Source organism: Arthrobacter sp. fls2-241-R2A-172 (assembly GCF_030208885.1).
Taxonomy (GTDB): domain Bacteria; phylum Actinomycetota; class Actinomycetes; order Actinomycetales; family Micrococcaceae; genus Arthrobacter.
Genome location: NZ_JARVTB010000009.1, coordinates 59,518 through 83,422, shown reverse-complemented (window position 1 = coordinate 83,422; position 23,905 = coordinate 59,518). Strand labels below are relative to the sequence as shown.

Here is a 23,905-nt window from a genome sequence, read left to right as displayed (position 1 = left end):
GACCGCCGCCCAGGCGAGGGCAGCAGCTCGGCCGGGCTCGTGCAGGCGCTGCATCCGCGATGAAAGTCACGAGCACGTTTTGACTGCAATTCAGCCACCGCTCGCGCCTTCACGCATGCATGGTTAAGGACATAGACCCGGCGGTCCGGTCAGGAGCATGTGGTGCCCGCCGGCTGCAGCGACTTCCAAGGCCCTGCGCGCCTCTCCCTGCCCCGAAACGTCACAGAGGTCAGGCTCCGGGAACCCGGTGGTGTCGTCATCCTCGGCAGTGTCAGTCCCCGATGGCTCGTAGTCCAGTACGAGGTCCTTGGGGTCTGCACCGAAATCGTAGGCGAGCCGCGCGAGCGTTTTGTACCCGTGAACCTTTGCCCCGGGCACCAGCGACGCCTCGGCGGCATTCGCCTCCGCCACGACGATGTCCGGAAAGCCTGCCTGCACGGCGGCCATAACCGCCGGGAGGATTCCACGAACAGGACGCAGCCGTCCATCCAGGCCAAGTTCTGCCATGAACACCGTCCTGCCAATGGAGCGGACATCGTTGGCTGCACAAAGGACAGCCATGGTGATGGCGAGGTCGAAGCCGGATCCCCGCTTAGGCAGTGAAGCCGGAATCAGATTGGCCGTGATCTTTCGCCGGCTCAGTGGGATGCCGGAGTTCTGGGCGGCGGAACGAATCCGTTCCTTGGCCTCGTTCAGTGCCGCGTCCGGAAGGCCCAGGATCACGAAACTCGGGAGCGTTTGTCCAATGTCCGCTTCGACCTCGACGATGTAGCCATTCAAGCCAACCAGGGCCACGCAGTAGCTGCGCCCCACCCCCATCTAACCCACACCCCGCAGGTGCTCCAGCAGGGGTCGCCCGATGCCGTCGTCGACAACGCCAACGACGTCAATGCGCCGGCGCAAGGCCCTCACCTCGTGGGCACGGCACCACGACGACGCGAGCCGGTGCAGGCGGGCCAGCTTGGCTGGACCTACGGCTTCGAACGGATGTCCGTAATCCAGGCTTCGACGGGTCTTGACCTCAGCGACTACGAGGATGTCGCCCTCGAGGGCCACAATGTCAATTTCGCCGTCCGTGCAGCGCCAGTTGCGATCTATGATCCGCATTCCCTGGGTCTCCAGGAACTCAGCGGCCAATGCTTCGCCATGTTGGCCAAGCAAGTCTTTTGCTCTCATGACCATCACCTCCGCTACCAGCTTTCAGGCTGGCAACGGCGGACGGCAGGGGGTCACTGCGCTATGTGGGTAACTCCCCGGTAGTCACGCTTGTGGAGGAACACTTGGGACTAGTTGCCAAGGTCGCCGAGTCCGCCGTCCTTCGGTAGCGCCAGGTCTTCACTCTTCGGAAGTTCTTCCACGTTGACGTCCTTGAAGGTGATGACCCTGACGTTTTTCACAAAGCGGGCCGAGCGGTACACGTCCCATACCCAGGCATCCTGCAACGTGAGGTCAAAGTAAACTTCACCATCCGCGCTGCGGGCCTGGAGGTCAACATGGTTGGCAAGGTAGAACCGCCGCTCAGTTTCGACTACGTAACTGAACAGTCCGACGACGTCCCTGTATTCACGGTAGAGCTGCAGCTCCATGTCGGTTTCATAGTTCTCAAGGTCCTCGGCGCTCATGCTTCCATCTTGCACCATCTTCAGGACGTGACGCGCCACCCGGGCCCGGCCTGGGGCTTGGGAGCGTCCATGGAGCGGATCAGTCGGCTCCGGAGCTGGTCAGGTTCCAGCTCGTCCGGTGGTAGGCGCTGGGACCTTGCTGCCGGATCATCTCCCTGTGGGCGGAGGTGGCATAGCCCTTGTTGACATCCCACCCGTAGGCAGGCAGCTCGGAGTGCAGGTCAACCATGATGCGGTCCCTGGCCACTTTGGCCAGGACACTGGCTGCCGCGACACTGAGGCAGCTCATGTCGGCCTTGACCTTGGTGTGGACGGGAGCTTCGCAGGCGGGACCCGCTGGGGTGTCAAAGAGGGAAGCCTGGACCTCGGGTGAAAGCCAGTTGTGGCTGCCATCCAGTAGCACGATGTCCGGGGTGATCCCGCCGGCCAGGATGTCGAACCACGCCCGCGTACCTGCCAGGCGCAGCGCGGCGATAATGCCGATCTCATCGATTTCCCGGGAACTCGCGTGACCCACGGCGCATGCAACAGCCCAGTCCCTGACCAAGGGCTCAAGCCGTTCGCGGTCCTCGGGCTTGAGCAGTTTGCTGTCCCGGACATCGGCCAGCAGGCCATGGTCGGCGAGGTTCACCACGGCGATCCCCACGCTCACGGGACCGGCCAACGCGCCTCGGCCTACCTCGTCCACGCCCGCAAGCAGGCTCACACCTGGAGCCAGGAACGTACGTTCGTGGTCAAGGGTGGGAAACCCAACGGCTTTCTTTGCCTTGGGCGCGGTTTTCTTGCCCTTGGCTTTCGCTGGGGACTTGCCCGTCGTGACGGCTGCCGTGGTGGTTGTCATTACTTGGTCGCTGTTGCCTTGGGGACATCCCGGAAGACGTCTGAGTGGTTGTCGAGTATTGTCCATCGACTCACAGGCCACGCGATGACGGTCGCTTTACCTTCAATGTCGTCGATGTTGATGAACCCGCCGTTGACTTCCTGGTGAGCCCGGGAATCGGCCGAGTGGTTGCGGTTGTCGCCCATGACCCAGACCTTCCCTTCCGGAACCACGACGTCGAATGTGCTCGGTTGGGGAATTTCCGCCGGGTTAATGTACGTCTCATTCAGCGGCACCCCGTTGACGCTGACGCGCCCTTGGGCGTCGCAGCAGGAGACGTGGTCGCCGGGGAGGCCGATGACACGCTTAACGAGGTGCTGATCGGTGTTATCGGCCATCAGCCCCACGAATTCGAGGCTGTCGTTCAACCAGTCCATGGGCCCGGCGGGCTTTTGCGGTACGGGTTCGAGCCAGGCCTGGGTGTCCTTGAACACCACTACATCACCGCGGGACAGGTCGAACGGGCCCGGAACCAGGAGGTTGATGAAGATCCGGTCGTTGACATCCAAGGTGCTTTCCATGGATTCCGAGGGGATATAGAACGCCCTGAACAGGAAAGTCTTGAGCAGGAAGGACAGCACCAAGGCAATCGCTACAACGGTGACGATCTCTTTCACCCAAACGAGGACGGGATTCCTGTGCGTCTTCCCGGGAGCATCAGCGTCATCCGGGCTCGTCTCCGCCAAGCCGGCAGTACTTGCCGTTCCGTCCGAGAGCCGTGCGTCGTCGTCGTACCTCTCAGGGTTCCCGGGAGCTTTGTCCGGCATCTACTGTCCGTTCTTCAAAGGTGTTTCAGCCTACGCGGAGCGAGGCATCTCTGCAAATCTATCAAGTGGCCAGACGATCTGGACCGGCCGGCCGATAACCCGTTCCACGGGCACCATACCGCCGCCCGGTGCACCCAGCAGTCCGCGGGAGTCCGCTGAACGGGAACGGTGGTCGCCCATCAGCCACAGACGCCCCTCCGGCACCACGACGTCGAACTTCTGCTTGCTGGGTTCATCCCCTGGGTACACATAGGGTTCATCAACAGGCTGATCGTTGACTGTGAGTCTTCCGTCGGCCGAGCAGCACCGGACGTGGTCGCCGGCGACTCCTATGACCCGCTTGACGTACGTGGTGTCACTTCCCGTAAGTCCGAACCACTGGCTCGCCGCAGAAACCGCATCGACCAACGGACCTTGGCCGCTGCTGAGCGGAGCGAATGAACCGCGGCCATCGAAAACGACCACGTCACCCCGGCGGATTGGCTCCGACGCGTAGGCCGTGCGGGAAACAAGGATCCGGTCCCCGGTTCCGAGGAGGGGTTCCATGGATTCGGAGGGAATGTAATAGACATCCAGCCACAACGAGCGCACCAAACCACTGATGGCGACAGCAAGGACCAGTGCGAGCAAAACAAAACGCCAGCCCTGTTTCCGGGGCTGGCGTTCTGATGTGTCCATGACTCGTATCCCTGTTGCGTTGCGGATTGCTCCGGAACTACCGGGCACGAATCCTGGACCCGTTGCGTAAGTCGCAGGACTACTTGGCGAAGTCGCGCTTTTCCTTGATCTTCGCAGCCTTACCGCGCAGTGCACGCATGTAGTAAAGCTTGGCGCGGCGGACGTCACCCTTGGTGACGACCTCGATCTTGTCGATGATCGGGGAGTGTACCGGGAAGGTACGCTCTACGCCGACACCGAAGGAAACCTTGCGAACGGTGAAGGTTTCGCGAACGCCGTCACCCTGGCGGCCCAGGACGAAGCCCTGGAATACCTGGACACGGGAGTTCTTGCCTTCGATGATGTTGACGTGAACCTTGAGGGTGTCGCCCGCACGGAACTCAGGAACATCGTTACGCAGCGATGCTGCATCTACGCTATCGAGGATATGCATTAATCCACTCCTGGTGAACGCCACAGGTCATTCACTTTGGGTTACGGCGGACAAGCCCGGGGGCACTTAAAGCCACCGGAAATTTCCGCCGAAGTTTCTTAGTGTCCGGTTCCGCCACTGATTGGCGTCACCGGGTTGCCCGACTGTTGGCTGAACTCCCCCTGTGGCAGGTGTCAGCCCAGCAGACACAAGGGTTAATTCTGCCATATGCGCTGCCGTCGGGCCAACTGTCAGGTCCCTTGAACGTTCGACGGCGGGAGCGCGCCCTTAGTTTGCGGCGTCGCCACCGGGCCGCGGACGCAAACGGCCCTCGACGATGTCGTACCCGAGGTCCGCCAAAGCGTTGCGGTCAGCGCGACTCAAGGCACCGGCGTCGAACGCTTCCAAAAGGTCCGGACGGCGCTCGGCTGTCCGCCTGAATTGCTCGTGGCGGCGCCATTGGGCGATCTTGCCGTGGTTGCCACTGAGCAGGATGGCGGGGACCTCATGGTCGCGCCATGCGGAGGGCTTCGTGTACACCGGGTATTCCAGCAAACCGTCGGAGTGGGATTCCTCAACCAAGGACTCAGGATTGCCGACAACCCCCGGGAGGAGGCGCCCAATGGCTTCCACCATGGCCAGCACGGCTACTTCGCCACCGTTGAGAACATAGTCTCCAAGGCTGACGGGACGAACCGTGAAGTGGTCCTGCGCCCAGTCGATGACGCGCTCGTCGATGCCTTCGTAGCGTCCGCAGGCAAAGACGAGTTGGTCCTCTTCGGCAAGTTCGTAGGCCAGGGCTTGGTTGAACCTCTCCCCTGCCGGCGAAGGAACGATCAGTACGGGCTTGGAACCTTCACGGGCCGCTGCAACGGATTCGAGGGCCTGGGCCCACGGCTCAGGCTTCATCACCATCCCTGCCCCACCGCCATAGGGGGTGTCATCCACGGTGCGGTGCCTGTCCGTGGTGAAGGAGCGGAGATCGTGAACGTTAAGTTCGAGCAATCCGTCCTGGCGGGCCTTGCCTATGAGCGAAAGCTCAAGCGGGGCAAGGTATTCGGGAAAAATGCTGACGACATCAATCCTCATTCAGGCATCATCCCCGGTGCCGTCCTTGGACTCCTCCGCGGTGGACTCGTTGATCTCAAATAGGCCGGCAGGGGGGGTGACCAGGATGTAGCCGTCCTCGACGTTGACTTCAGGCACGATCTCGTCGACGAATGGAATAAGGATTTCCTTGCCGTCCGGGGTCTTGACCGTCAGCAGGTCCTGGACCGGGAGCGTGGTGAGTGCAGCGATGGTGCCCACAACCTGCGAGCCAACCCGCGCTTCAAGGCCAACGAGCTCGTGCTCATACCAGCCTTCATCATCGTCCTCGTCGTCCAGTTCCTCGGTTTCGATGAAGAGCTTGGCGCCGCGGATGACTTCGGCAGCGTTGCGATCGGCAACTTCCTCGAAGCCCAGCAGGAGGATGTCCTTGTTCCACCGGGCGCTGCGGATGGTCAGGGGGCCGGCAGAGGCCGGCTCCACGACAAACTCGGTACCTGCGACAAAGCGCTCCGACGGGGCGTCGGTGAGTACCTGCACCGTGACCTCGCCGCGGATGCCGTGGGGTTTGCCGATCCGGGCCACCTGGAGCTGCATGGGTTCCTCTGAATTCTTGTTGTTCCCGCGCCGCCAGGCAGCCACGGTAATGAATGTTGGATAAAGCAATCCGGCCCCTCCACCATATTCGGTGAAGGGGCCGGACCTAAGACAAGATGTGCTGAGCGCGTTACCGGCGACGGTCGGTGTCGACGACGTCGACCCTGACCTGCTCGCCACCAGCCAAAGCCGCAACAACTGTGCGCAGTGCGCGGGCTGTGCGTCCTTGACGGCCGATTACCCGTCCGAGGTCCTCTTGGTGAACTCGCACCTCAAGGGATTCCCCGCGGCGGTTGTTCTTGGCACTGACCTTGACATCCTCAGGACTGTCAACGATCCCACGAACCAAGTGCTCGAGCGCTTCGGACAGCAACTTACTCAGCCTCGGTGGTCTCTGCTTCAGCCTCGGCCGGAGCCTCAGCAGCTTCGTCCTTCTTGGCCTTCTTGGTGATGGCTTCCGGGATGATGACGGAACCCTTCTCCGGTGCTACGAAGGCTTCCTTCGGAGCTTTGGTCTTCAGGGTGCCTTCCTGGCCCGGCAGGCCCTTGAACTTCTGCCAGTCACCGGTGATCTTGAGGATCGCAGCAACCTGCTCGGTCGGCTGGGCGCCAACGGACAGCCAGTACTGGGCGCGCTCGGAAGCGACCTCGATGTACGACGGCTCTTCGGTGGGGTGGTACTTGCCGATTTCTTCAATGGCACGGCCATCGCGCTTGGCGCGGGCATCCATGACGACGATGCGGTAGTACGGTGCGCGCATCTTACCGAAGCGCTTAAGGCGAATCTTTACGGCCACTTTTGTGGTCACTCCTGTTTCTGAAACGAGGTGAACCCGACGTTCTGCACCCGTGGGGCGGGCCATACTGGACGGTTCGAAGGACAAGATACGGGCACGGAGAGAGGGGCCGCACCGATCAAGTACCTGTCCATTGTGCCAGATGCCCGGTGCAATTACGACTTAGGCCGCAAAGGGTGGCGTGTTCTTGGTCACTCCGGACGGATCGTATCCGCGAAAACCGGGCAACTGTCAGGCGGACCAGACGTAGAGTCCGGAGCGGTCGGCTTTTTCCACATCCGTGGCGAGGGCGGCCAGTTGCTGGACGTACTGGCGCGATTGGGTAGCGTCAAAGGGCATGTCGTCCTGGGCGGCCCAGGCGGCAGCAACATCATCAAGGACGTTGCCATCGCCCTCACTTTCATAGGTGAGCAGTTCGGCAAGCGCGCGCACCATGGCCTCGGGAACTCCGAGGAGGGCATCACTCGTCACATCCACCAGGGCGAGCTCATAGTCTGCTCCCGCAGCATGGACGGCCTGTCCGGCGAGGTCGCCCAGCTGTTCTACCTCAAAGTCGGTGATGCCTTCGATCCTGACGGCGGGGCCCGTGGCTTCGGCACCGCGATCCAGTGCGGCTGCCCGTTTGAGTGCTTCGTCGTGGGTGGCTACAAATATTTCGGCAAAGCCCATGGAAAGTACTCTCAATCCTTCGTGCTGACGGGGCGGCGGCACCGGAACCGAAAGGTTCCGCGCCGTCAATGCCCAGCCTAGTGCAGCCATGGGCTGCCAGGACGATTCAGCGAACGGCGACGCGCAGCTTGTTCCGCCATGGGTCGTCGAACCGAAGCTCAGCGCCGGTGTGGTGGTTCTGGACGCCCGCCACCTTCAGCCGGTCCGCCAGCATCGCGACGTCATCAGCCGTGGGGACCTCGATCAGGACTTCCCCAAGCCCCAGCGTGTCCTTTCGGGGTCCGGCACCGCGACTGTTCCACACGTTCATGGCCATGTGGTGGTGGTACCCACCGGCGGAAACGAACAAGGCCTGGCCGTGCCAGCCCGCCGTCCGCTCGAACCCCAGGGTTTCCACATAGAACCTTTGCGCAGTTTCAACGTCCCCCACCTGGAGGTGCACGTGGCCGATCCCGGCGGCTGCCTCCCGCTGGCCGGTCACGGCAGCCTCACTCAGGTGCTGCTGCAGGAACCGCTGCGGCGGGAGTGCGACGTTGTCCATGACGACGTTCTTGCCGTCCCACTGCCACAGTTCGCGGGGCTTGTCATAGTAGAGCTCAATACCGTTGCCCTCGGGGTCGGTGAAATAGAACGCCTCGCTGACCAGGTGGTCGGCGCTTCCGGCAAAGGCGCGCGGCTCGTATTCTGCCGCCGTGGCAATGGTGGCCGCCAGGGATGGCTGGTCCTCAAAGAGGATGGCGGTGTGGAACAGGCCCGCTTCCCCACGGCCCGGGATCTGCAGACCTGAGGCAGGCGCCAGGTGGACAACAGGCTTTCCCGTGCGGCCCAAGTACAGTCCGCCATCCTGCTCGGCCACGATGTCCAGGCCCAAGGCGCGCTGGTAGTAGTCGCTCATGACCTTCATGTCGCCAACCTTGAGCATGACGGTGCCCATGGTGAGTTCGGCAGGAAGAAGATCCTGGCTGTTTGCTGTAGTCATGTGAAGCTCCTGGGTTTGAGGCTGCCGCCCTTTCGGCACCTTTCTACTAGTACTAAATTACTTGAAGCTTCAATTTATTCCTAACGGATGATCCCGCCACGCAAAACGATGTGCTGGAGTTCGGCCACGGTGTTGAGGGCGACCCGCGGATCTTCACGGCAGAGAACGACGTCGGCACTCGCCCCTTCGCTGATTGCTTCGGCACCGAGCCACGCCCTTGCGCCCCACGTTGCGGCCTCCAGGACAGCGGAAGGCGGCAGGCCGGCGTCGTGCAGTTCCTTCATCTCGTCCGCAATCCGGCCGTGCTTGATCACGCTGCCGGCATCGGTGCCCGTGTAGATGGTGACACCGGCTTCGAAGGCCTCCAGCACGCGGTCGTGGCGGCGTTCCCACAGCTTCGCCATGTGATCTGCGTAGACGGGGAACTTGGGCGCGGCCTGGGCGGAAATCTCCGGAAAAGTCGCAATGTTAACCAGCGTAGGGACAATCGGAACGCCCTGCTCCACAAGCCGCGGAAGGTGCCGTGGCAAGAGGCCCGTAGCGTGTTCGATGCAGTCGATATTGGCGTCCAGCATGTCGTCAATGGTGTCTTCTGCGAAGCAGTGGGCCGTAACCCTGGCTCCCTCATCGTGCGCGGCCGAAATGGCGTCCTTGACCAGCTTGGCCGGGAAGGACGCGGCCAGGTCACCAATGCCGCGATCGATCCAGTCGCCCACGAGTTTCACCCAGCCATCGCCGTCACGGGCTTCTTTGCGGACGGTCTCCACGAGCTGTTCGGGCTCGATTTCATGGCCCAGTCCTCGGAGGTACCGCCGGTCCCTGGCTATGTGCCGGCCAGCCCTGATCAGTCGCGGCAAATCCCCACGCCCTTGGACCCAGCGCGTGTCACTGGGCGATCCTGCATCACGGATCAACAGTGTGCCGGCCACCAGGTCTGCCCTTGCCTGGGCGAGGGTGGTCTGCTCATCAACCGCACCGCCCGGCCCCAAACCGATGTGGCAGTGGGCGTCGACAAAGCCGGGCAGGACCCAGCCGTCGAGCACAACGTCCGGTGCCGCCACCGGCTGGATGAACGTCAGGCGACCGTCAACGGACCACATGCCCCTGCGCTCCTCGCCTGCTGCTACGAGCACCGTACCGCTGAATTCGATGATGTTGGCCATGGCAAAAAGCCTAGCCCTGTACGTGCCGGGCAGGCCCGCAACGCCATATGACTGTGCGGCCGCAGGCAGCTGTGGTAGCTTCGTCTACGACCACACGGGGGCCCCTGCAGGGGCTGAGATCGGACTGAGGCAGTCTGCGACCGTTGAACCTGTCCGGGTAATGCCGGCGAAGGAAGTGAGCAGTCCCTTGAGCACCACAGAAACACAGCACAGCCCTGCCCAAAACGCGTCCGTCGTGGAGACCGGGGCACCGGAAACCGTGACGCAGTCGTTGAAATCCCACTCGCTGGGGTGGCTTGAAGATCCCGAACATGGCATTCGCGTTCCTGTCACCGAGATCGCGCTGGAACCCTCCCCCAATGGCCAAGCCAACCCGCCCCTGCAGGTTTATCGAACTGCCGGACCGGGCAGTGATCCGAGAGTCGGGCTGGAACCGTTCCGTGCACCCTGGATCGAAGGCCGGGGCGACACGGAGCCGTACTCGGGCCGGGAAAGGAACCTGCTCGACGACGGCAAGTCCGCGGTCCGGCGCGGTGCGGCATCGGCGGAGTGGAAGGGCGCACAACCGGTGCCCCGCCGCGCCGGCGAGCAGAAAACCGTCACACAGATGCACTATGCCCGGAAGGGCATCGTGACGGAGGAGATGCAGTTCGTGGCCTTGCGCGAGAACTGCGATGTCGAATTGGTCCGCAGCGAAGTTGCCGCCGGACGCGCCATCATCCCCAGCAACATCAATCACCCGGAATCCGAACCGATGATTATCGGCAAGGCGTTCCTGGTCAAGATCAACGCCAATATTGGCAACTCCGCGGTCACCAGCTCCATCACCGAGGAAGTCGACAAACTGCAGTGGGCGGCGCAATGGGGCGCCGATACGGTCATGGACCTCTCCACCGGCGATGACATCCACACCACGCGGGAATGGATCATCCGCAACTCCCCTGTTCCAATCGGCACGGTTCCCATTTATCAGGCACTCGAAAAGGTCAACGGCGAGGCCAATAAGCTCACGTGGGAGATCTTCCGCGACACCGTGATTGAACAGTGCGAACAAGGGGTGGACTACATGACCGTCCATGCCGGGGTGCTGCTGCGCTACGTCCCGTTGACTGCCAATCGCGTCACCGGCATCGTTTCCCGCGGCGGCTCGATCATGGCCGGCTGGTGCCTGGCCCACCACCAGGAGAACTTCCTCTACACCCACTTCGACGAACTGTGCGAGATCTTCGCCAAGTACGATGTCGCCTTTTCGCTCGGCGACGGGCTGCGTCCCGGCTCCATCGCGGACGCCAATGATGCCGCGCAGTTCGCAGAGCTGGACACCCTTGCCGAGCTGACCCAGCGGGCGTGGGAGTTCGATGTCCAGGTCATGGTTGAAGGCCCGGGGCACATCCCCTTCCACTTGGTACGTGAAAACGTCGAACGCCAGCAGGAACTGTGCAAGGGCGCCCCGTTCTACACACTGGGTCCCTTGGTTACGGATGTGGCGCCCGGCTACGACCACATCACCTCGGCCATTGGCGCGACCGAAATCGCCCGCTACGGCACGGCAATGCTCTGCTATGTGACACCCAAGGAACACCTTGGCCTGCCGAACAAGGACGACGTCAAAACCGGTGTGATCACCTACAAGATCGCCGCCCACGCCGCTGACCTCGCCAAGGGGCACCCTGGCGCGAACGAGCGCGACGATGCACTGTCCAAAGCCCGCTTCGAGTTCCGTTGGCGCGACCAGTTCGCACTGTCCCTCGATCCTGTGACAGCCGAGGCGTTCCACGACGAAACCCTGCCCGCCGAGCCGGCCAAGACCGCGCACTTCTGCTCGATGTGCGGGCCGAAATTCTGCTCCATGCGGATCAGCCAGGATATCCGCGATGAGTACGGTTCAGCTGAAGCGCAGGCCGCAATCGCCGGCATGTACAGCGGCATGAGGGAAAAGAGCCAGGAGTTCCTGGCTTCCGGCGGGAAGGTCTACCTGCCGGAACTGCAGGTACCCGGCACTGCGGGCAATGGCAGCTCAGGACGCCTGAACTGACATGGCCCGTCCCACGTCCGCGACGAACGAGCGGATGATGTGATCGCCATCCACTGAATCCTGGGGCCGGTGCCCGCCCGCTGCTACCCGGCGGAGGGCGCCGGTCTCCTGGAGGTATCCCGCAATTTCCTCGTAGAGCGGCTCCCAACCACCCGTAAGGACCAAGGTGGGAACGCCGGGCACAATGTGAAGCGGTGCCTCCCATGGCGGTGCCTGGAGCCTGAGCCGCCGCGCAGACTTCCGGGCCTCCGGCGTGTCCAGTCCCCCGGTTTCGGCCGAGAAAGCCCTGCGGAAGTATTCCCGCTGGTAGTCGGCGTCGTTCAGCTGTGCCCGGACGTCGAACAACGGCTCCATCAGCGCACGGTGGGAGGCCGTGGCCGGCAGTTCGGCTGTCAGCGACAAGCACGCCGGCTCCACCAACGACAGCGAATGCACAAGATCAGGACGCTCAATAGCTGCCAGCATGGCGGAAATGGCGCCCTGTTCGTGCGCCACGACGTGGCCTCCACCGGCATCGGCCAACGCATTGATCACGATGGCGACATCTGCCGCCACATTGGATGGCGCCGGTTCCTCGACCGCCGAAAAGCCGTGCCGCCTCAGGAACAGGGCGTCATAGGCCAGCGCCATGCCGTGTTGCTTCGGCCATGCTGCGGCGCCGAAACTCCCCAGGCCGTGAACGAAGACTACGCGCTGCTTGTGCATTGGTTCAGCCTATTCCACGGCTCTGACATCCCAACTGCCTGGCAGCTGGGACGCACTGTCTACTTACCGAGGAACTTGTCGAAGCCCTTGGGAAGGTTCAGCGACGACGGGTCGAAGTCCGCCGCGCCTTGCCCAAAAGCCGCGCCCGTGGGGGCCGCTGAAGCAGCGTTTGCCCGTTTGGCCTCCGCATCGCGAAGTTCTTGGGCTGCCTTGGCCGGGTTGCCGGACCGTGCCTTCTTCTTGGGAGTGTTCTTCCCGTTCTTGCGTCCGCCAGGGCCACCGAGGCCGGGCATCCCAGGCATACCCGGCATGCCGCCGCCCTGGGCCAGCTTCTTCATCATCTTCTGTGCCTGGGCGAAGCGTTCCAGCAGGCCGTTGACCTCGGAGACATGCACGCCGGAACCCTTGGCGATACGGGCGCGGCGGGAACCGTTGATGATCTTGGGAGCAACACGCTCGTGCGGTGTCATGGAACGGACGATCGCCTCGACGCGGTCGATCTCTTTTTCGTCGAAGTTCTCCAGCTGCTGACGGATGTTTTGAGCACCCGGCATCATCATGAGCATCTTCTTCATGGAGCCCATGTTGCGGATCTGCTGCATCTGGGCGAGGAAGTCGTCAAGGGTGAAGTCTTCCTGGTCGGCGAACTTCTTCGCCATCCGGGCGGCTTCATCCTTGTCCCATGCCTTCTCGGCCTGCTCGATCAGGGTGAGGACGTCACCCATGTCGAGGATGCGGGAAGCCATGCGGTCTGGGTGGAAGAGCTCAAAGTCGTCCAGGCCTTCGCCGGTGGAGGCAAACATGACGGGCTTGCCGGTCACGGACGCCACGGAAAGCGCGGCACCACCGCGGGCGTCGCCGTCGAGCTTTGACAGGACGATGCCCGTGAAGTTGACGCCCTCGTCGAAGGCCATCGCCGTGTTGACGGCGTCCTGGCCGATCATGGAGTCGATCACGAACAGGACTTCGTTGGGGATGATCGCCTGGCGGATCCGGCGTGCCTGATCCATCATTTCGGCGTCGACGCCCAAGCGGCCGGCGGTATCAACGATCACGACGTCGTGAAGCTTCTGGCGGGCTTCCTCGACGCCGGCCTTGGCGACGGCGACCGGGTCACCGGCAGGGTGTTCAAGTTCCGAGGTAGCGCCGGGGTGCGGAGCGAAAACCGGGACACCGGCACGCTGGCCAACAACCTGGAGCTGCGTCACTGCATTGGGACGCTGAAGGTCGCAGGCAACCAGCATGGGGCTGTGGCCCTGGGCCTTGAGCCACTTGGACAGCTTGCCGGCGAGGGTGGTCTTACCGGCACCCTGGAGGCCCGCGAGCATGATGATGGTGGGGCCGTTCTTGGCCAGGCGGATCCGGCGGGTCTCGCCACCGAGGATTTCCTTCAGTTCCTCGTTGACGATCTTCACGATCTGCTGGCTGGGATTCAGTGCACCTGAAACTTCGGCACCGAGCGCGCGTTCACGGATGCGTCCAGTGAATTCGCGGACCACCGATACGGCGACGTCCGCATCCAACAGGGCGCGGCGGATCTCCCGGACCGTGGCATCGACGTCAGCCTCGGTGAGGCGGCCCTTGCCACGGAGGTTCTTGAAGGTTGCTGTCAACCGGTCAGAGAGTGAATTGAACACGCGCCGTGCACTTCTTTCGATGGTCTACGAATGGCGGCCAATGCGGCACGCCAGAGTCTTGACGATTCTTGCCCCGGCACGATGACTCAACTACGGGATGACTCAACTGCGGGACTCGACTATCTAGGGTACCAAGTCGCACCTCCAAGATGGCATGCTGGCACGGTGACCAGTAAAACAACTGTAAAAACATTGCTCATCCTCGGCGCATCCGGAGACTTGACGGGCAGGCTGCTGCTCCCGGGCCTTGCTGGACTGTTGGCCGCGGGTGGCGCTCCAGGCCTGCGTTTGGTGGGAGCCGGCTCTGATCCCTGGTCTCCGGACCAGTGGAGGGAACGGGTCGACGGCGCTTTCGCCGCCGCGTCGAAGGAAGCCGACGCCCAAGGCAAGGCGGCTTTGGCTGCGGTGGCCGGGAGCACCGAATACCACCAGCTGGACGTGACGGCGGACGGACCGCTGGCAGAGTTGCTGTCGCAGCTGGAGGGCCCGGTCGCGATCTACTTCGCGTTGCCGCCCCACGTCAGCCAGAAGGCCTGCGAGGTTTTGCACCCTGGACAGTTGCCGGCCGGAACCCGCCTGGTCATGGAAAAGCCATTTGGATCAGGTACCGAATCGGCGCGCGAATTGAACAAGACGCTGGCTGCGCTGGTGCCGGAGGACCACATCCATCGGGTAGACCATTTCCTGGGCAAGGCAACAGTGCTGAATATCCTCGGCCTCCGCTTCGCCAACAGGTTCCTGGAACCGGTGTGGAACCGGGACCACATCGAAAAAGTGGAGGTCATCTTCGACGAAGACCTCGCCCTTGAGGGCCGTGCCCGCTACTACGACACCGCCGGCGCGCTCCGGGACATGATCCAAAGCCATCTCCTGCACATCATGGCGTTCCTGGCCATCGACGCGCCGGCCACCATTGGGGAACGCGACCTGCGGGACGCCGTCGCCACCGTATTGCGTGCCAGCAGCATCAAGGCCCCCTACAAGCTGTCGACGCGTCGTGCCCGGTACACGGCAGGAACCCTGGGCGAACGTATCGTGCCCGACTACGCCGCGGAGGAAGGCGTGGATCCTGCCAGGAACACCGAAACCCTTGCGGAAGTCCGGGTGGACATCGACAACTGGCGTTGGAGCGGCGTCCCGTTCATACTCCGCTCTGGCAAGGCCATGGGACAACGCCGCAAGGAAGCAGTCATCACGTTCCGCCCGGTCCCCCACCTCCCCAAGGGCTTCTCCGGCGTGGACTCCCCCAATCAGTTGCGGATCGGTTTCGGGCCCGACGTTTTGGAGCTCGACGTCGATGTCAACGGTCCCGGTGACATCTTCAGCCTTGACCGCGCAAGCCTGGTGGCCGAACTCAACGCGGCCGGGATGCTGCCCTACGGCGAAGTGCTCGAAGGCATCCTGACAGGCGATCCGCTCCTGTCCGTCCGGGGCGACACCGCTGAGGATTGCTGGCGGATCATCGAACCCGTCCTCAATGCTTGGGCGAACGGCGAGGTGCCCCTGGAAGAATACGCCGCCGGCAGCGCCGGGCCCGCGAACTGGCCCACCGGCGTCGAGGACTAAACGTCGAGGACTAAACAAGGCAACACAAAGCGGGCCGGGTACCTTGACTGGTACCCGGCCCGCTGCCGGTGTTTGAGTAACGAGTGGTAGCCGGTTGCCTAGATGGCCGCCGCGCCCCGTTCACCCGTTCGGACCCGGACTGCTTCATAGACATCCACGGTCCATACCTTGCCGTCGCCGGCCCTGCCGGTATTCGAGCTGGCGATGAGGACATCCAGGATGTCGTCCGCCTGTTCGTCCGTGGCCAGGACCTCGATCCGGATCTTTGGCAGCAGGTCCACGTTGTACTCGGCTCCGCGATACACCTCGGTGTAACCCCGCTGCCGGCCGTAGCCGCTGGCTGCACTGACCGTCAGGCCCTGGACCCCGTATGCTTCGAGGCCTTCCCGGACTGCTTCGAGCTTTTCGGGACGGACGATCGCTGTGATGAGCTTCATGCCTGGACACTCTCCTTGCCTTCTGCGGGAGCCTTCTCTTCGGACTTTCCGATCATGGCCTCGTGGAGCGGCTGGAAGCTGCCCCCGTGGCCGTTGACGCCGAACTCGTACGCCGTCTCAGCGTGCAGGCTGAGGTCGACGCCCACGTTCTCCTGCTCCGTGGAGACCCGGAAGCCCATGGTCTTGTGGATGGCGAGGGCGATGATGGCCGTCATGATGGCCGAGAAGACGATTGCGATGCCGGCCGCTGCGAGCTGTGCCCACAGTTGGGTCAGGCCGCCGCCGTAGAAGAGGCCGCCGGCGGTGACGCCTTCGCTCGGAACTGCAATGAAGCCCAGAGCCACCGTGCCGATGATGCCGGATACGAGGTGGACACCCACGACGTCCAGGGAGTCGTCAAAGCCCCAACGGAACTTCAGTCCAACCGCCAGGGCGGAGGCGACACCGGCCACTACGCCCAGTCCCAGTGCACCGACCGGGCTGACGTTGGCACAGGCGGGAGTGATGGCCACCAGGCCGGCGACCACACCGGATGCTGCGCCCAGGGAGGTGGGGTGTCCGTCGCGGATGCGTTCGGTGATGAGCCAGCCGATCATTGCCGCTGCGGGAGCTGCGAGGGTGTTGACCCAGATCAACCCACCCTGCTCAGCAGTGGTTGCTGCGCCGCCGTTGAAACCGAACCAGCCAAACCACAGGATGGCCGCACCGAGCATGACGAACGGGATGTTGTGGGGGCGGTGGTTCGGGTCTTTACCGAAGCCGCGACGGTTACCGATGATCAGGACTAGGACAAGTGCTGCCACACCGGCATTGATGTGCACCACGGTGCCGCCGGCGAAGTCGATGGCCGGGCCGAGGGCCTTTCCGATTGCACCCTCCGGGCCGAACAGGCCGCCACCCCACACCATGTAGGCCAGGGGGCAGTAGACCAGCGTGACCCAGACCGGGACGAAGATGGTCCACGCGCCGAACTTGGCGCGGTCTGCGATTGCGCCACTGATGAGCGCAACAGTAATGATGGCGAAGGTGGCTGCGTAACCGACCTTGATCAGGCCATCAGGGGTGGTAATGCCTTCGAGGCCGAAAGTGGCGAACGGGTTGCCCACGATTTCAAGGAAGCCTTCGCCTGAGCTCATCGATGCGCCCCACAGCACCCAGACAACTCCGACGATGCCGATGGAGATGAAACTCATCATCATCATGTTCAAGGCAGCCTTGGCGCGTGTCATGCCGCCGTAGAAAAATGCCAGACCAGGTGTCATGAACAGCACGAGTGCCGCCGCCACCATGACCCATACGTGACCTGCGGTAAGTTCCATGGTGCACGTTCCTCTCTTGCTTTGGTTCTGCGGTTCTACCGCTGTCCTGACGCCTTTTGCGTCCTGCTTAAGAGTTTTGTGCCGCTGTGTTTCACCTGCGCAGGTTTTATATTGCGGGCCGGTTACAACAACCTCCCCAACGTAAATGGTGCATATCCCCGCTGTTACGGATATGTTTCAGGCGTCAGACTTCACCCGAAAACCAACCCGAAGGACCCCAACCGCATGACCCAGCCGCCCCGATCCGTCAAAGCACCAAGGATCCGGCCTGAGAAGACTCCCCTGCCACGCGACATCAAGGTGATGTTGGCCGCGGCGTTCCTGATTGCGTTGGGCTTCGGCCTGGTGGCACCCGTGCTGCCCCAGTTCGCCACCACTTTTGACGTTGGTGCAACTGCAGCCGCCGTGATCGTGAGCATCTTCGCTTTCATGCGCTTGGTCTTCGCCCCGGCCGGCGGTGCTTTGATCGGCAGGTTCGGTGAGCGAAACGTCTACGTTTCAGGTCTTCTGATTGTTGCCGTGTCCACAGCGGCATGCGCCTTCGCCCAGGATTATTGGCAACTGCTGATCTTCCGTGGGCTCGGTGGTGCGGGCTCTGTGATGTTCACCGTCGCGGCCATGGGCCTGCTGATCCGGCTGGCTCCGCCCGAACGCCGCGGGCGGGTATCGGGGGCGTATGCCTCGGCATTCCTGATCGGCAGCGTGTTGGGTCCGGTTGTGGGCGGCTTGCTTGCGGGCTTCGGACTCCGCGTTCCATTCCTTGCCTACGCAGGAGCGCTGCTCGTGGCTGCTGCGGTGGTCCGCACCATGCTTAGCGGCGAGGGACAGGCCGCGACCAAGGCAAACCCAGCTCCTGCCATGACCCTGAAGGAAGCACTTGCAGACTCGGCCTACCGCGCCGCAGTGTTCTCCAGTTTCGGCAACGGCTGGGTGACTTTCGGGGTTCGCATGGCCACCATCCCGCTGTTTGCGGTGGCGGTGCTGCAGTCGAAGCCGGAGACGGCTGCCTGGGCACTGGCCATCTTCGCGGTGGGCAATGCCAGCGCGCTGACATTCTCCGGGCGGCTGGCGGATGCCTGGGGACGGAAACCCCTGGTGGTGCCCGGACTCGTCATCACAGGGTTGGCTACTGCCGTGATCGGCTTGACCACGGATTTGCTGGCCTTTCTTGCCGCTTCGGCTGTGGCGGGATTCGGCTCAGGTTTGCTGGGGCCGGCGCAACAGGCCGCCGTCGCCGATGTCATTGGCCGGGGACGTTCCGGCGGCAAGGTCCTCGCAGTGTTCCAGATGGCCGCGGACACCGGCGCCATTATCGGCCCCATCGTCGCCGGGCTTATGGCCGATGTTCTGGGCTACGGCTGGGCATTCGCCATTACGGGTGCGGTGCTGCTGGTGACTGCCATCGCGTGGCTCCCCGCGCGTGAACCCCTGGGAAACAAAAACTGACCGACAGCAAAAGGTGCGGAACACCCCTGCTGCCGGCCAGTTAACCGTGTTGTGCTGCTGAGCTGCTAGTTGAGCAGCGCGTCCACGAAGCTTTCCGCATCGAACGGTGCGAGGTCATCCGGGCCTTCGCCCAAGCCAATGAGCTTCACCGGAACACCCAGCGACTTCTGGATGGCCACCACAATGCCGCCCTTTGCCGTACCGTCCAGCTTGGTCAGAACGATGCCGGAGATGTTGACCACCTCAGCGAAAACGCGGGCCTGGTTGAGGCCGTTCTGGCCCGTTGTGGCGTCCAGGACCAGCAGGACCTCGTCCACCTCGGCGAGCTTCTCGATGACCCGCTTGACCTTGCCCAATTCGTCCATGAGGCCGGTCTTGTTCTGGAGTCGTCCGGCGGTGTCCACCATGACGACGTCGACTTCCTGGTCGATGCCGGCCTTGACGGCCTCGTAGGCAACCGAGGCCGGGTCCGCCCCTTCAATGTCCGACTTCACGGTGGGCACGCCCACGCGCTGCCCCCACGTAGCGAGCTGCTCGGCTGCGGCAGCACGGAACGTATCAGCAGCGCCGAGCAACACGTCCTTGTCTTCAGCCACGAGGACACGGGCCAGCTTTCCCACCGTGGTGGTCTTGCCCACGCCGTTGACGCCGACGACAAGGACGACGGCGGGCCGGTCGCCCTTGCGTTCGACGTTCAGGGAACGGTCCATGCCCGGGTCCACCAGCTTGATGAGCTCTTCGCGCAGCATGGCCTTGACCTCTTCCGGGCTGCGGGTACCCAGAACCTTGACACGTTCACGAAGCGCGTCAACCAACTGCATGGTGGGTTCGGTGCCGAGGTCGGCGAGCAGGAGAGTCTCTTCAACCTCGTCCCACACGTTTTCGTCGATTTTGTCCCCGGACAGAAGCGCCAGGAGGCCTTTACCCAGGATGTTGTTGGATTTGACCAGGCGGGCACGGAGCCGGTTCAGGCGGCCCTCGACGGGGTCCGGTGTATCAATGGCGATGGTTTCGAGCCCGGCGGCGTCGTCGGGAACATCGGTGCCGGCAACCGTTCCGTCAAAGGTGGGTGCCGGTGCTTTGACGGCGTCCGGGTGGTCCTCCACCAGAGTTCCGCCGCCTGCTGCCGAGGACTGGACGGGGTCGTTGGCGTCCCGCGGTCCAGGGTATTTGGCCCCGGATTTCCGGGCCTTCAGCAGTACCGGCACGAGTCCGCCGACCACTACGAGCGCAGCGACAATGGACAGAATTATGGGAAGGAAATCGTTCACTCCCCTACCTTCTCATATTGCTAAGCCCCGGCACCGAGCCTCTGGCTGATGACGGTGGAGACTCCGTCGCCGCGCATGGTCACCCCGTAAAGGGCGTCCGCTACTTCCATGGTGCGCTTTTGGTGGGTGATCACGATCAGCTGGCTGGACTCACGCAGTTCCTCGAAAATGGTGATCAGCCGGCCCAGGTTGGTGTCGTCCAATGCGGCTTCAACCTCATCCATGACGTAGAAGGGCGAGGGCCGCGCCTTGAAGATTGCCACCAGCAGCGCAACGGCCGTCAGGGAACGCTCGCCGCCGGAAAGCAGCGACAACCTTTTGATCTTCTTACCGGCAGGCCGTGCTTCCACTTCAATTCCCGTGGTGAGCATGTCGTCGGGATCGGTCAGGACAAGCTTGCCTTCGCCCCCTGGGAACAGGCGCGCGAAGACGTGGTCGAACTGGGCGGACGTGTCAGCAAAAGCCTCGGTGAAGACCTGCTGGACGCGGTTGTCCACTTCCTTGATGATGTCCAGCAGATCCTTGCGGCTGGACTTAAGGTCCTCCAGTTGGGAGCTGAGGAATTGGTGGCGTTCTTCCAGTGCGGCAAATTCCTCAAGCGCCAGGGGGTTCACTTTTCCCAGGGATGCGAGGTCGCGCTCAGCCTTCCTGAGACGTTTCTCCTGCTCCGCGCGGACGAACGGGACTCCTTGAACCACTGGTTCGCCATTCTCATCCACCGGTGCCCGCAGCTCGGCCCACTTGTCGGTGGTGGTTCCGGCGGGCAGGGGCACGGGCTGGTCCGGACCGTAATCAGCAATCAATTGTTCAGCAGATAGCCCCAGTTCTTCGATGGAGCGCGTTTCCAGGGCTTCGATGCGCAACCGCTGCTGGGTGCGCGCCATTTCGTCCCGGTGCACGGAGTCGGTCAGCTCAGCGAGTTCCTTGGCCAGGGCATCGTTTGAAGAGCGGACCCCTCCCAGTTCCCGCTCCAACTGCTCACGCGTTTGCTCCGCAAGATCCCGCTCACGCCCGGCAAGGTCAACTGATATGTCCACGAAGCGCAGGGTCTGCTCCACAGCCGACGCGACGGCGGCCGCTCGTTGAGCCTGGGCACGTCGACGCTGTGCCCTGCGCGCGGCCTCTTCACGGGCGCGTCGCTCGGTAGCGGCAGCACGCTCCAGGGATGCCGCCCTGTTACTGATGGCGCCGAGTTGTTCTTCCGCAGTCCGGAGGGCCAGCCGGGCTTCGGTCTCCAGCGCACGGGCAGTCCTGGCCTGCGCTGCGAGCTCGTCACGCTGGTCCGTGGACGGCTCTTCCTCGGGAGCTTCCTGGGCCGCTGCAAGGCGTTCCGCAGCGACTTCAAGGTCCAGTTGGGCCTCGGCGATATTGGCCTCGGCCTTTGCCATGGACGCGGCAAGGCGGTCGCTTTCGCCAACGGCGCTGCGCAGGATGGAGTTCAGGTGCCCCAACCTCTCCGCGACGGCGGCCAGGCGGGCATCCGATTCGTGCAGCCGTTCCAGCGCGGCGTCGGCGCGGTCCTGCGCTTCGGCGCGCCGGGCCTGGGCGCCGGCCAGGGCAAAGCGTCCACGCTCCAAACGGGCAGTAACCTCCTGGAGGCGGGCCCCGGCGTCGTCCACTGCGGCCTGGACTTCCAACAGCGACGGTGCGTTCGTTGAGCCGCCCACCACGGTGAGGGTGGTCAGGACATCCCCCTCCAAGGTAACGGCCGTAAGGTCCGGCCGTTCCGCGACCAGCGAAGCTGCCGCCTCGACGTCATCGACGACGACGGTCCCGGCCAGGAGCGCCAACGTACCTTGGGCAGCGGGATCGCCGATTTTCACGACGCCGGCAACCCAGCGACAACCGGCCGGAAGCGGGCTGCTGTTCCGAAGGGCCTGAACGTCGGTTCCACCGTCGGCCAAGAGCAGCGTCGCACGTCCGGCGTCGTCCTGCTTCAACAACCCGATGGCGGCAACAGCGTCGGCGGCACCGCCAACCACTACCGCGTCGGAGGCGCTTCCCAGGGCGGCGGCAACGGCGGCCTCGTATCCCGGTTCGACGCTGATCATGGCTGGCAGCGGACCAAGGGTCCCCTCCGCCGCGAGGAGCCGGCCGGAGCCGTCCTTGCGTTTAAGTCCCAACTGCAGTGCGTCCCGACGGGCAGTCAACGAGTCACGCTCGCGAACAGCGTCCCGCTCGGCAGCTTTGAGCTCTTCGATCTCCGCGAGGACTGCGTCCAGGACCTCGGTGGCTTCCTCATACTCGGCGTCGAGGCTCTCTTCCCCATCCTCGACACCGGCCACTTGGGTTTCCAGTGCCGTGAACTCGCTTTGGGCCTTCCGGCGCCTTTCGTTGCCCGACGCAAGAGACTCCCGGAGCCGGCCGCGCTCAGCTTCGGCAGCTTCTGCACGGGAACGTGCCGCGGCCACCTGGCCAGCCAGCCTGGCCAGGCCCTCCCTGCGGTCTGCCGCAGCCCTCAGCATTGCGGTAAGCCGCTTGTCCTCCGCGGCCGCGAGCGCTTCCGCCCCGTCCTTGGCGACGGTGGCTTCGAGGAGCGCCGCTTGCTTGGCGAGGATGTCATGTTCCAGTGCCGCTTGTTCCTCACGGACGCGCGCCGCTTGCCGTTCAAGCTGGTCCGGATCGCGCCCAGAGTCCACGGCCCCTTCGGAAGAACCGAGGAGCCGACGGCGTTCGGTAGCCAGGGAGCCAAGGGATCGCAGGCGCTCCCGCCCGGCGGAGAGCTGATACCAATGGTCGCGGGCCGCGTTGAGCCGCGGGGTCGCCTCTGCGGCCTGCTGCTCCAGGGCCGCCTGACGTTGACGGCCCACCAGCAGGCCGGCCTCGACCACCTGGCGCCGTTCCTTGAGTGCAGCTTCGTCGGCGACGTCCTGTTCGAGGGAGGTTGTCAGTTGCACGAGGTCGTCCGCGAGGAGCCGGGCGCGGGCGTCCCGGACGTCGAACTGGACCGTCTGTGCCCGTCGCGCGATCTCCGCCTGCTTGCCCAACGGTGTGAGTTGCCGTCGGATTTCCGCAGTCAGATCGCCAAGCCGGGCAAGGTTGGCCTGCATGGCCTCGAGCTTCCGGACCGTCTTTTCCTTCCGGCGGCGGTGCTTGAGGATCCCGGCTGCTTCCTCGATGAAGCCCCGACGGTCTTCAGGGGTGGCATGCAGGACACGGTCCAACTGCCCTTGCCCGACGATGACATGCATTTCCCGGCCGACGCCTGAGTCGGACAGCAGCTCCTGGATGTCCAGGAGCCGGCATGGCGCACCATTGATGGCGTATTCAGACCCACCCGTGCGGAAAAGGGTGCGGGAGATCGTGACTTCGCTGTACTCGATAGGGAGGGCGTTGTCAGCGTTGTCAATGGTGAGGGACACATGTGCCCGCCCCAAGGGAGGGCGGCCTGACGTCCCGGCGAAAATCACGTCTTCCATCTTGCCGCCACGCAGCGTTTTTGCGCCCTGCTCGCCCATGACCCAGGCCAACGCGTCCACCACGTTGGATTTGCCCGAGCCGTTGGGGCCGACGACGGCGGTGACGCCGGGTTCGAAGTCGAACGTCGTGGCCGACGCAAAGGACTTGAATCCGCGGACAGTCAGACTTTTCAAATGCAAGGCGCTTCGGTTCTCCTGGATGGACCGTTGGTTGTATCCCCAAATCTACTGCCGATAGGGCGAAATACAGGGATCTGATGCCGGAATGCCTTGCGGGCGGCCAGCCGCACCCCTACACTCCTGCCAAGGGTTACATGGACTTTTCGTTCCGGTGATCCGGCCCAGGCTCGAACTGTTGTTGGCCTGCACCGGATCCGGTCCCGTTTTTCGGAACGACGCGCCCATGTGGCGAACCCGTGTTCCACAACTGAAGATCTAGGTTTGACCCTGGCTGGGGAG

At 63.4% G+C, this 23,905-nt stretch carries 22 protein-coding genes, 1 pseudogene and 1 riboswitch; of the genes and pseudogenes, 3 read left to right on the top strand and 20 right to left on the bottom strand.

Features of this window, described 5'->3' with window-relative positions:
* Positions 1 to 135: 135 nt before the first annotated feature.
* The 14 genes and pseudogenes from QRM57_RS14505 to QRM57_RS14440 all read right to left on the bottom strand — a co-directional run.
* Positions 136 to 819, bottom strand: a pseudogene (locus QRM57_RS14505) (magnesium chelatase domain-containing protein); the annotation flags it as partial.
* The gene (locus QRM57_RS14500; protein ID WP_284987125.1) at positions 820 to 1,185 is read right to left on the bottom strand and encodes a YraN family protein; all 366 of its coding nucleotides are present in this window, start codon (positions 1,183 to 1,185) and stop codon (positions 820 to 822) included.
* A gap of 101 nt (positions 1,186 to 1,286) precedes the next feature.
* Complete coding sequence (locus QRM57_RS14495; RefSeq protein WP_235522071.1) at positions 1,287 to 1,622, bottom strand: DUF2469 domain-containing protein; 336 nt, start codon at positions 1,620 to 1,622, stop codon at positions 1,287 to 1,289.
* A gap of 79 nt (positions 1,623 to 1,701) precedes the next feature.
* On the bottom strand, positions 1,702 to 2,463 hold the full coding sequence (gene rnhB, locus QRM57_RS14490) for a ribonuclease HII (protein WP_284987124.1): 762 nt from the start codon (positions 2,461 to 2,463) through the stop codon (positions 1,702 to 1,704).
* A complete protein-coding gene (gene lepB, locus QRM57_RS14485; protein ID WP_284987123.1) occupies positions 2,463 to 3,269 on the bottom strand; it encodes a signal peptidase I in 807 nt (268 codons plus the stop codon). The genes rnhB and lepB (QRM57_RS14485) overlap by 1 nt, the downstream gene beginning before the upstream one ends.
* Before the next feature lie 30 nt (positions 3,270 to 3,299).
* A complete protein-coding gene (gene lepB, locus QRM57_RS14480; RefSeq protein ID WP_284987122.1) occupies positions 3,300 to 3,947 on the bottom strand; it encodes a signal peptidase I in 648 nt (215 codons plus the stop codon).
* A gap of 79 nt (positions 3,948 to 4,026) precedes the next feature.
* Positions 4,027 to 4,380, bottom strand: a complete 354-nt coding sequence (gene rplS / locus QRM57_RS14475; RefSeq protein ID WP_014922079.1) for a 50S ribosomal protein L19 — start codon at positions 4,378 to 4,380, stop codon at positions 4,027 to 4,029.
* A gap of 267 nt (positions 4,381 to 4,647) precedes the next feature.
* On the bottom strand, positions 4,648 to 5,448 hold the full coding sequence (gene trmD, locus QRM57_RS14470; RefSeq protein ID WP_284987121.1) for a tRNA (guanosine(37)-N1)-methyltransferase TrmD: 801 nt from the start codon (positions 5,446 to 5,448) through the stop codon (positions 4,648 to 4,650).
* Positions 5,449 to 6,003 carry a ribosome maturation factor RimM gene (gene rimM / locus QRM57_RS14465; RefSeq protein ID WP_257369284.1) on the bottom strand — a complete coding sequence of 185 codons (555 nt, stop codon included), beginning with the start codon at positions 6,001 to 6,003 and terminating at the stop codon, positions 5,449 to 5,451.
* A 130-nt stretch (positions 6,004 to 6,133) separates the two neighbouring features.
* Positions 6,134 to 6,376 (bottom strand): RNA-binding protein, encoded by a 243-nt coding sequence (locus QRM57_RS14460; RefSeq protein ID WP_235522066.1) that lies wholly within the window; start codon positions 6,374 to 6,376, stop codon positions 6,134 to 6,136.
* Between the two features lies 1 nt (position 6,377).
* The gene (rpsP, locus tag QRM57_RS14455; RefSeq protein ID WP_024817151.1) at positions 6,378 to 6,800 is read right to left on the bottom strand and encodes a 30S ribosomal protein S16; all 423 of its coding nucleotides are present in this window, start codon (positions 6,798 to 6,800) and stop codon (positions 6,378 to 6,380) included.
* Between the two features lie 231 nt (positions 6,801 to 7,031).
* A complete protein-coding gene (locus tag QRM57_RS14450) occupies positions 7,032 to 7,469 on the bottom strand; it encodes a hypothetical protein (protein ID WP_235522065.1) in 438 nt (145 codons plus the stop codon).
* Positions 7,470 to 7,575: 106 nt separating this feature from the next.
* Positions 7,576 to 8,448: a VOC family protein gene (locus tag QRM57_RS14445; RefSeq protein ID WP_284987119.1), complete on the bottom strand. Its 873-nt coding sequence runs from the start codon at positions 8,446 to 8,448 to the stop codon at positions 7,576 to 7,578.
* An 80-nt stretch (positions 8,449 to 8,528) separates the two neighbouring features.
* Positions 8,529 to 9,611, bottom strand: a complete 1,083-nt coding sequence (locus QRM57_RS14440; RefSeq protein WP_284987118.1) for an amidohydrolase family protein — start codon at positions 9,609 to 9,611, stop codon at positions 8,529 to 8,531.
* Between the two features lie 84 nt (positions 9,612 to 9,695).
* Positions 9,696 to 9,803: riboswitch (TPP riboswitch) on the top strand.
* Between QRM57_RS14440 and thiC the strand changes: the two genes are divergently transcribed.
* Complete coding sequence (gene thiC / locus QRM57_RS14435; protein ID WP_284987117.1) at positions 9,799 to 11,646, top strand: phosphomethylpyrimidine synthase ThiC; 1,848 nt, start codon at positions 9,799 to 9,801, stop codon at positions 11,644 to 11,646. It overlaps the preceding riboswitch by 5 nt.
* Here the strand turns inward: thiC and QRM57_RS14430 are convergent.
* Positions 11,629 to 12,351: an alpha/beta fold hydrolase gene (locus QRM57_RS14430; protein WP_235522062.1), complete on the bottom strand. Its 723-nt coding sequence runs from the start codon at positions 12,349 to 12,351 to the stop codon at positions 11,629 to 11,631. The genes thiC and QRM57_RS14430 overlap by 18 nt on opposite strands.
* Positions 12,352 to 12,410: 59 nt before the next feature.
* Positions 12,411 to 13,988, bottom strand: a complete 1,578-nt coding sequence (ffh, locus tag QRM57_RS14425) for a signal recognition particle protein (RefSeq protein ID WP_235522061.1) — start codon at positions 13,986 to 13,988, stop codon at positions 12,411 to 12,413.
* Positions 13,989 to 14,153: 165 nt separating this feature from the next.
* On the opposite strand from ffh, the gene QRM57_RS14420 reads away from it, so the two are divergent.
* Positions 14,154 to 15,554: a glucose-6-phosphate dehydrogenase gene (locus QRM57_RS14420; protein WP_284987115.1), complete on the top strand. Its 1,401-nt coding sequence runs from the start codon at positions 14,154 to 14,156 to the stop codon at positions 15,552 to 15,554.
* A gap of 98 nt (positions 15,555 to 15,652) precedes the next feature.
* Here QRM57_RS14420 and QRM57_RS14415 read toward each other — a convergent pair whose 3' ends face one another.
* The gene (locus QRM57_RS14415; RefSeq protein WP_017199639.1) at positions 15,653 to 15,991 is read right to left on the bottom strand and encodes a P-II family nitrogen regulator; all 339 of its coding nucleotides are present in this window, start codon (positions 15,989 to 15,991) and stop codon (positions 15,653 to 15,655) included.
* A complete protein-coding gene (locus tag QRM57_RS14410; RefSeq protein WP_284987114.1) occupies positions 15,988 to 17,310 on the bottom strand; it encodes an ammonium transporter in 1,323 nt (440 codons plus the stop codon). Before QRM57_RS14410 ends, QRM57_RS14415 begins: the two co-directional genes overlap by 4 nt.
* A gap of 225 nt (positions 17,311 to 17,535) precedes the next feature.
* On the opposite strand from QRM57_RS14410, the gene QRM57_RS14405 reads away from it, so the two are divergent.
* Positions 17,536 to 18,756, top strand: a complete 1,221-nt coding sequence (locus QRM57_RS14405; protein ID WP_284987113.1) for an MFS transporter — start codon at positions 17,536 to 17,538, stop codon at positions 18,754 to 18,756.
* A 65-nt stretch (positions 18,757 to 18,821) separates the two neighbouring features.
* Here QRM57_RS14405 and ftsY read toward each other — a convergent pair whose 3' ends face one another.
* On the bottom strand, positions 18,822 to 20,027 hold the full coding sequence (ftsY, locus tag QRM57_RS14400; RefSeq protein ID WP_257369057.1) for a signal recognition particle-docking protein FtsY: 1,206 nt from the start codon (positions 20,025 to 20,027) through the stop codon (positions 18,822 to 18,824).
* Positions 20,028 to 20,047: 20 nt separating this feature from the next.
* On the bottom strand, positions 20,048 to 23,626 hold the full coding sequence (smc, locus tag QRM57_RS14395; RefSeq protein WP_284987112.1) for a chromosome segregation protein SMC: 3,579 nt from the start codon (positions 23,624 to 23,626) through the stop codon (positions 20,048 to 20,050).
* Positions 23,627 to 23,905 lie beyond the last annotated feature (279 nt).

Coding starts and splice junctions, on each gene's coding strand:
- QRM57_RS14495 (WP_235522071.1), bottom strand. CDS start 1,622: ATGAGCGCCGAGGACCTTGAGAACTATGAAACCGACATGGAGCTGCAG.
- rnhB (WP_284987124.1), bottom strand. CDS start 2,463: ATGACAACCACCACGGCAGCCGTCACGACGGGCAAGTCCCCAGCGAAA.
- lepB (WP_284987123.1), bottom strand. CDS start 3,269: ATGCCGGACAAAGCTCCCGGGAACCCTGAGAGGTACGACGACGACGCA.
- lepB (WP_284987122.1), bottom strand. CDS start 3,947: ATGGACACATCAGAACGCCAGCCCCGGAAACAGGGCTGGCGTTTTGTT.
- rplS (WP_014922079.1), bottom strand. CDS start 4,380: ATGCATATCCTCGATAGCGTAGATGCAGCATCGCTGCGTAACGATGTT.
- trmD (WP_284987121.1), bottom strand. CDS start 5,448: ATGAGGATTGATGTCGTCAGCATTTTTCCCGAATACCTTGCCCCGCTT.
- rimM (WP_257369284.1), bottom strand. CDS start 6,003: ATGCAGCTCCAGGTGGCCCGGATCGGCAAACCCCACGGCATCCGCGGC.
- QRM57_RS14450 (WP_235522065.1), bottom strand. CDS start 7,469: ATGGGCTTTGCCGAAATATTTGTAGCCACCCACGACGAAGCACTCAAA.
- QRM57_RS14445 (WP_284987119.1), bottom strand. CDS start 8,448: ATGACTACAGCAAACAGCCAGGATCTTCTTCCTGCCGAACTCACCATG.
- QRM57_RS14440 (WP_284987118.1), bottom strand. CDS start 9,611: ATGGCCAACATCATCGAATTCAGCGGTACGGTGCTCGTAGCAGCAGGC.
- QRM57_RS14430 (WP_235522062.1), bottom strand. CDS start 12,351: ATGCACAAGCAGCGCGTAGTCTTCGTTCACGGCCTGGGGAGTTTCGGC.
- QRM57_RS14415 (WP_017199639.1), bottom strand. CDS start 15,991: ATGAAGCTCATCACAGCGATCGTCCGTCCCGAAAAGCTCGAAGCAGTC.
- QRM57_RS14410 (WP_284987114.1), bottom strand. CDS start 17,310: ATGGAACTTACCGCAGGTCACGTATGGGTCATGGTGGCGGCGGCACTC.
- QRM57_RS14405 (WP_284987113.1), top strand. CDS start 17,536: ATGACCCAGCCGCCCCGATCCGTCAAAGCACCAAGGATCCGGCCTGAG.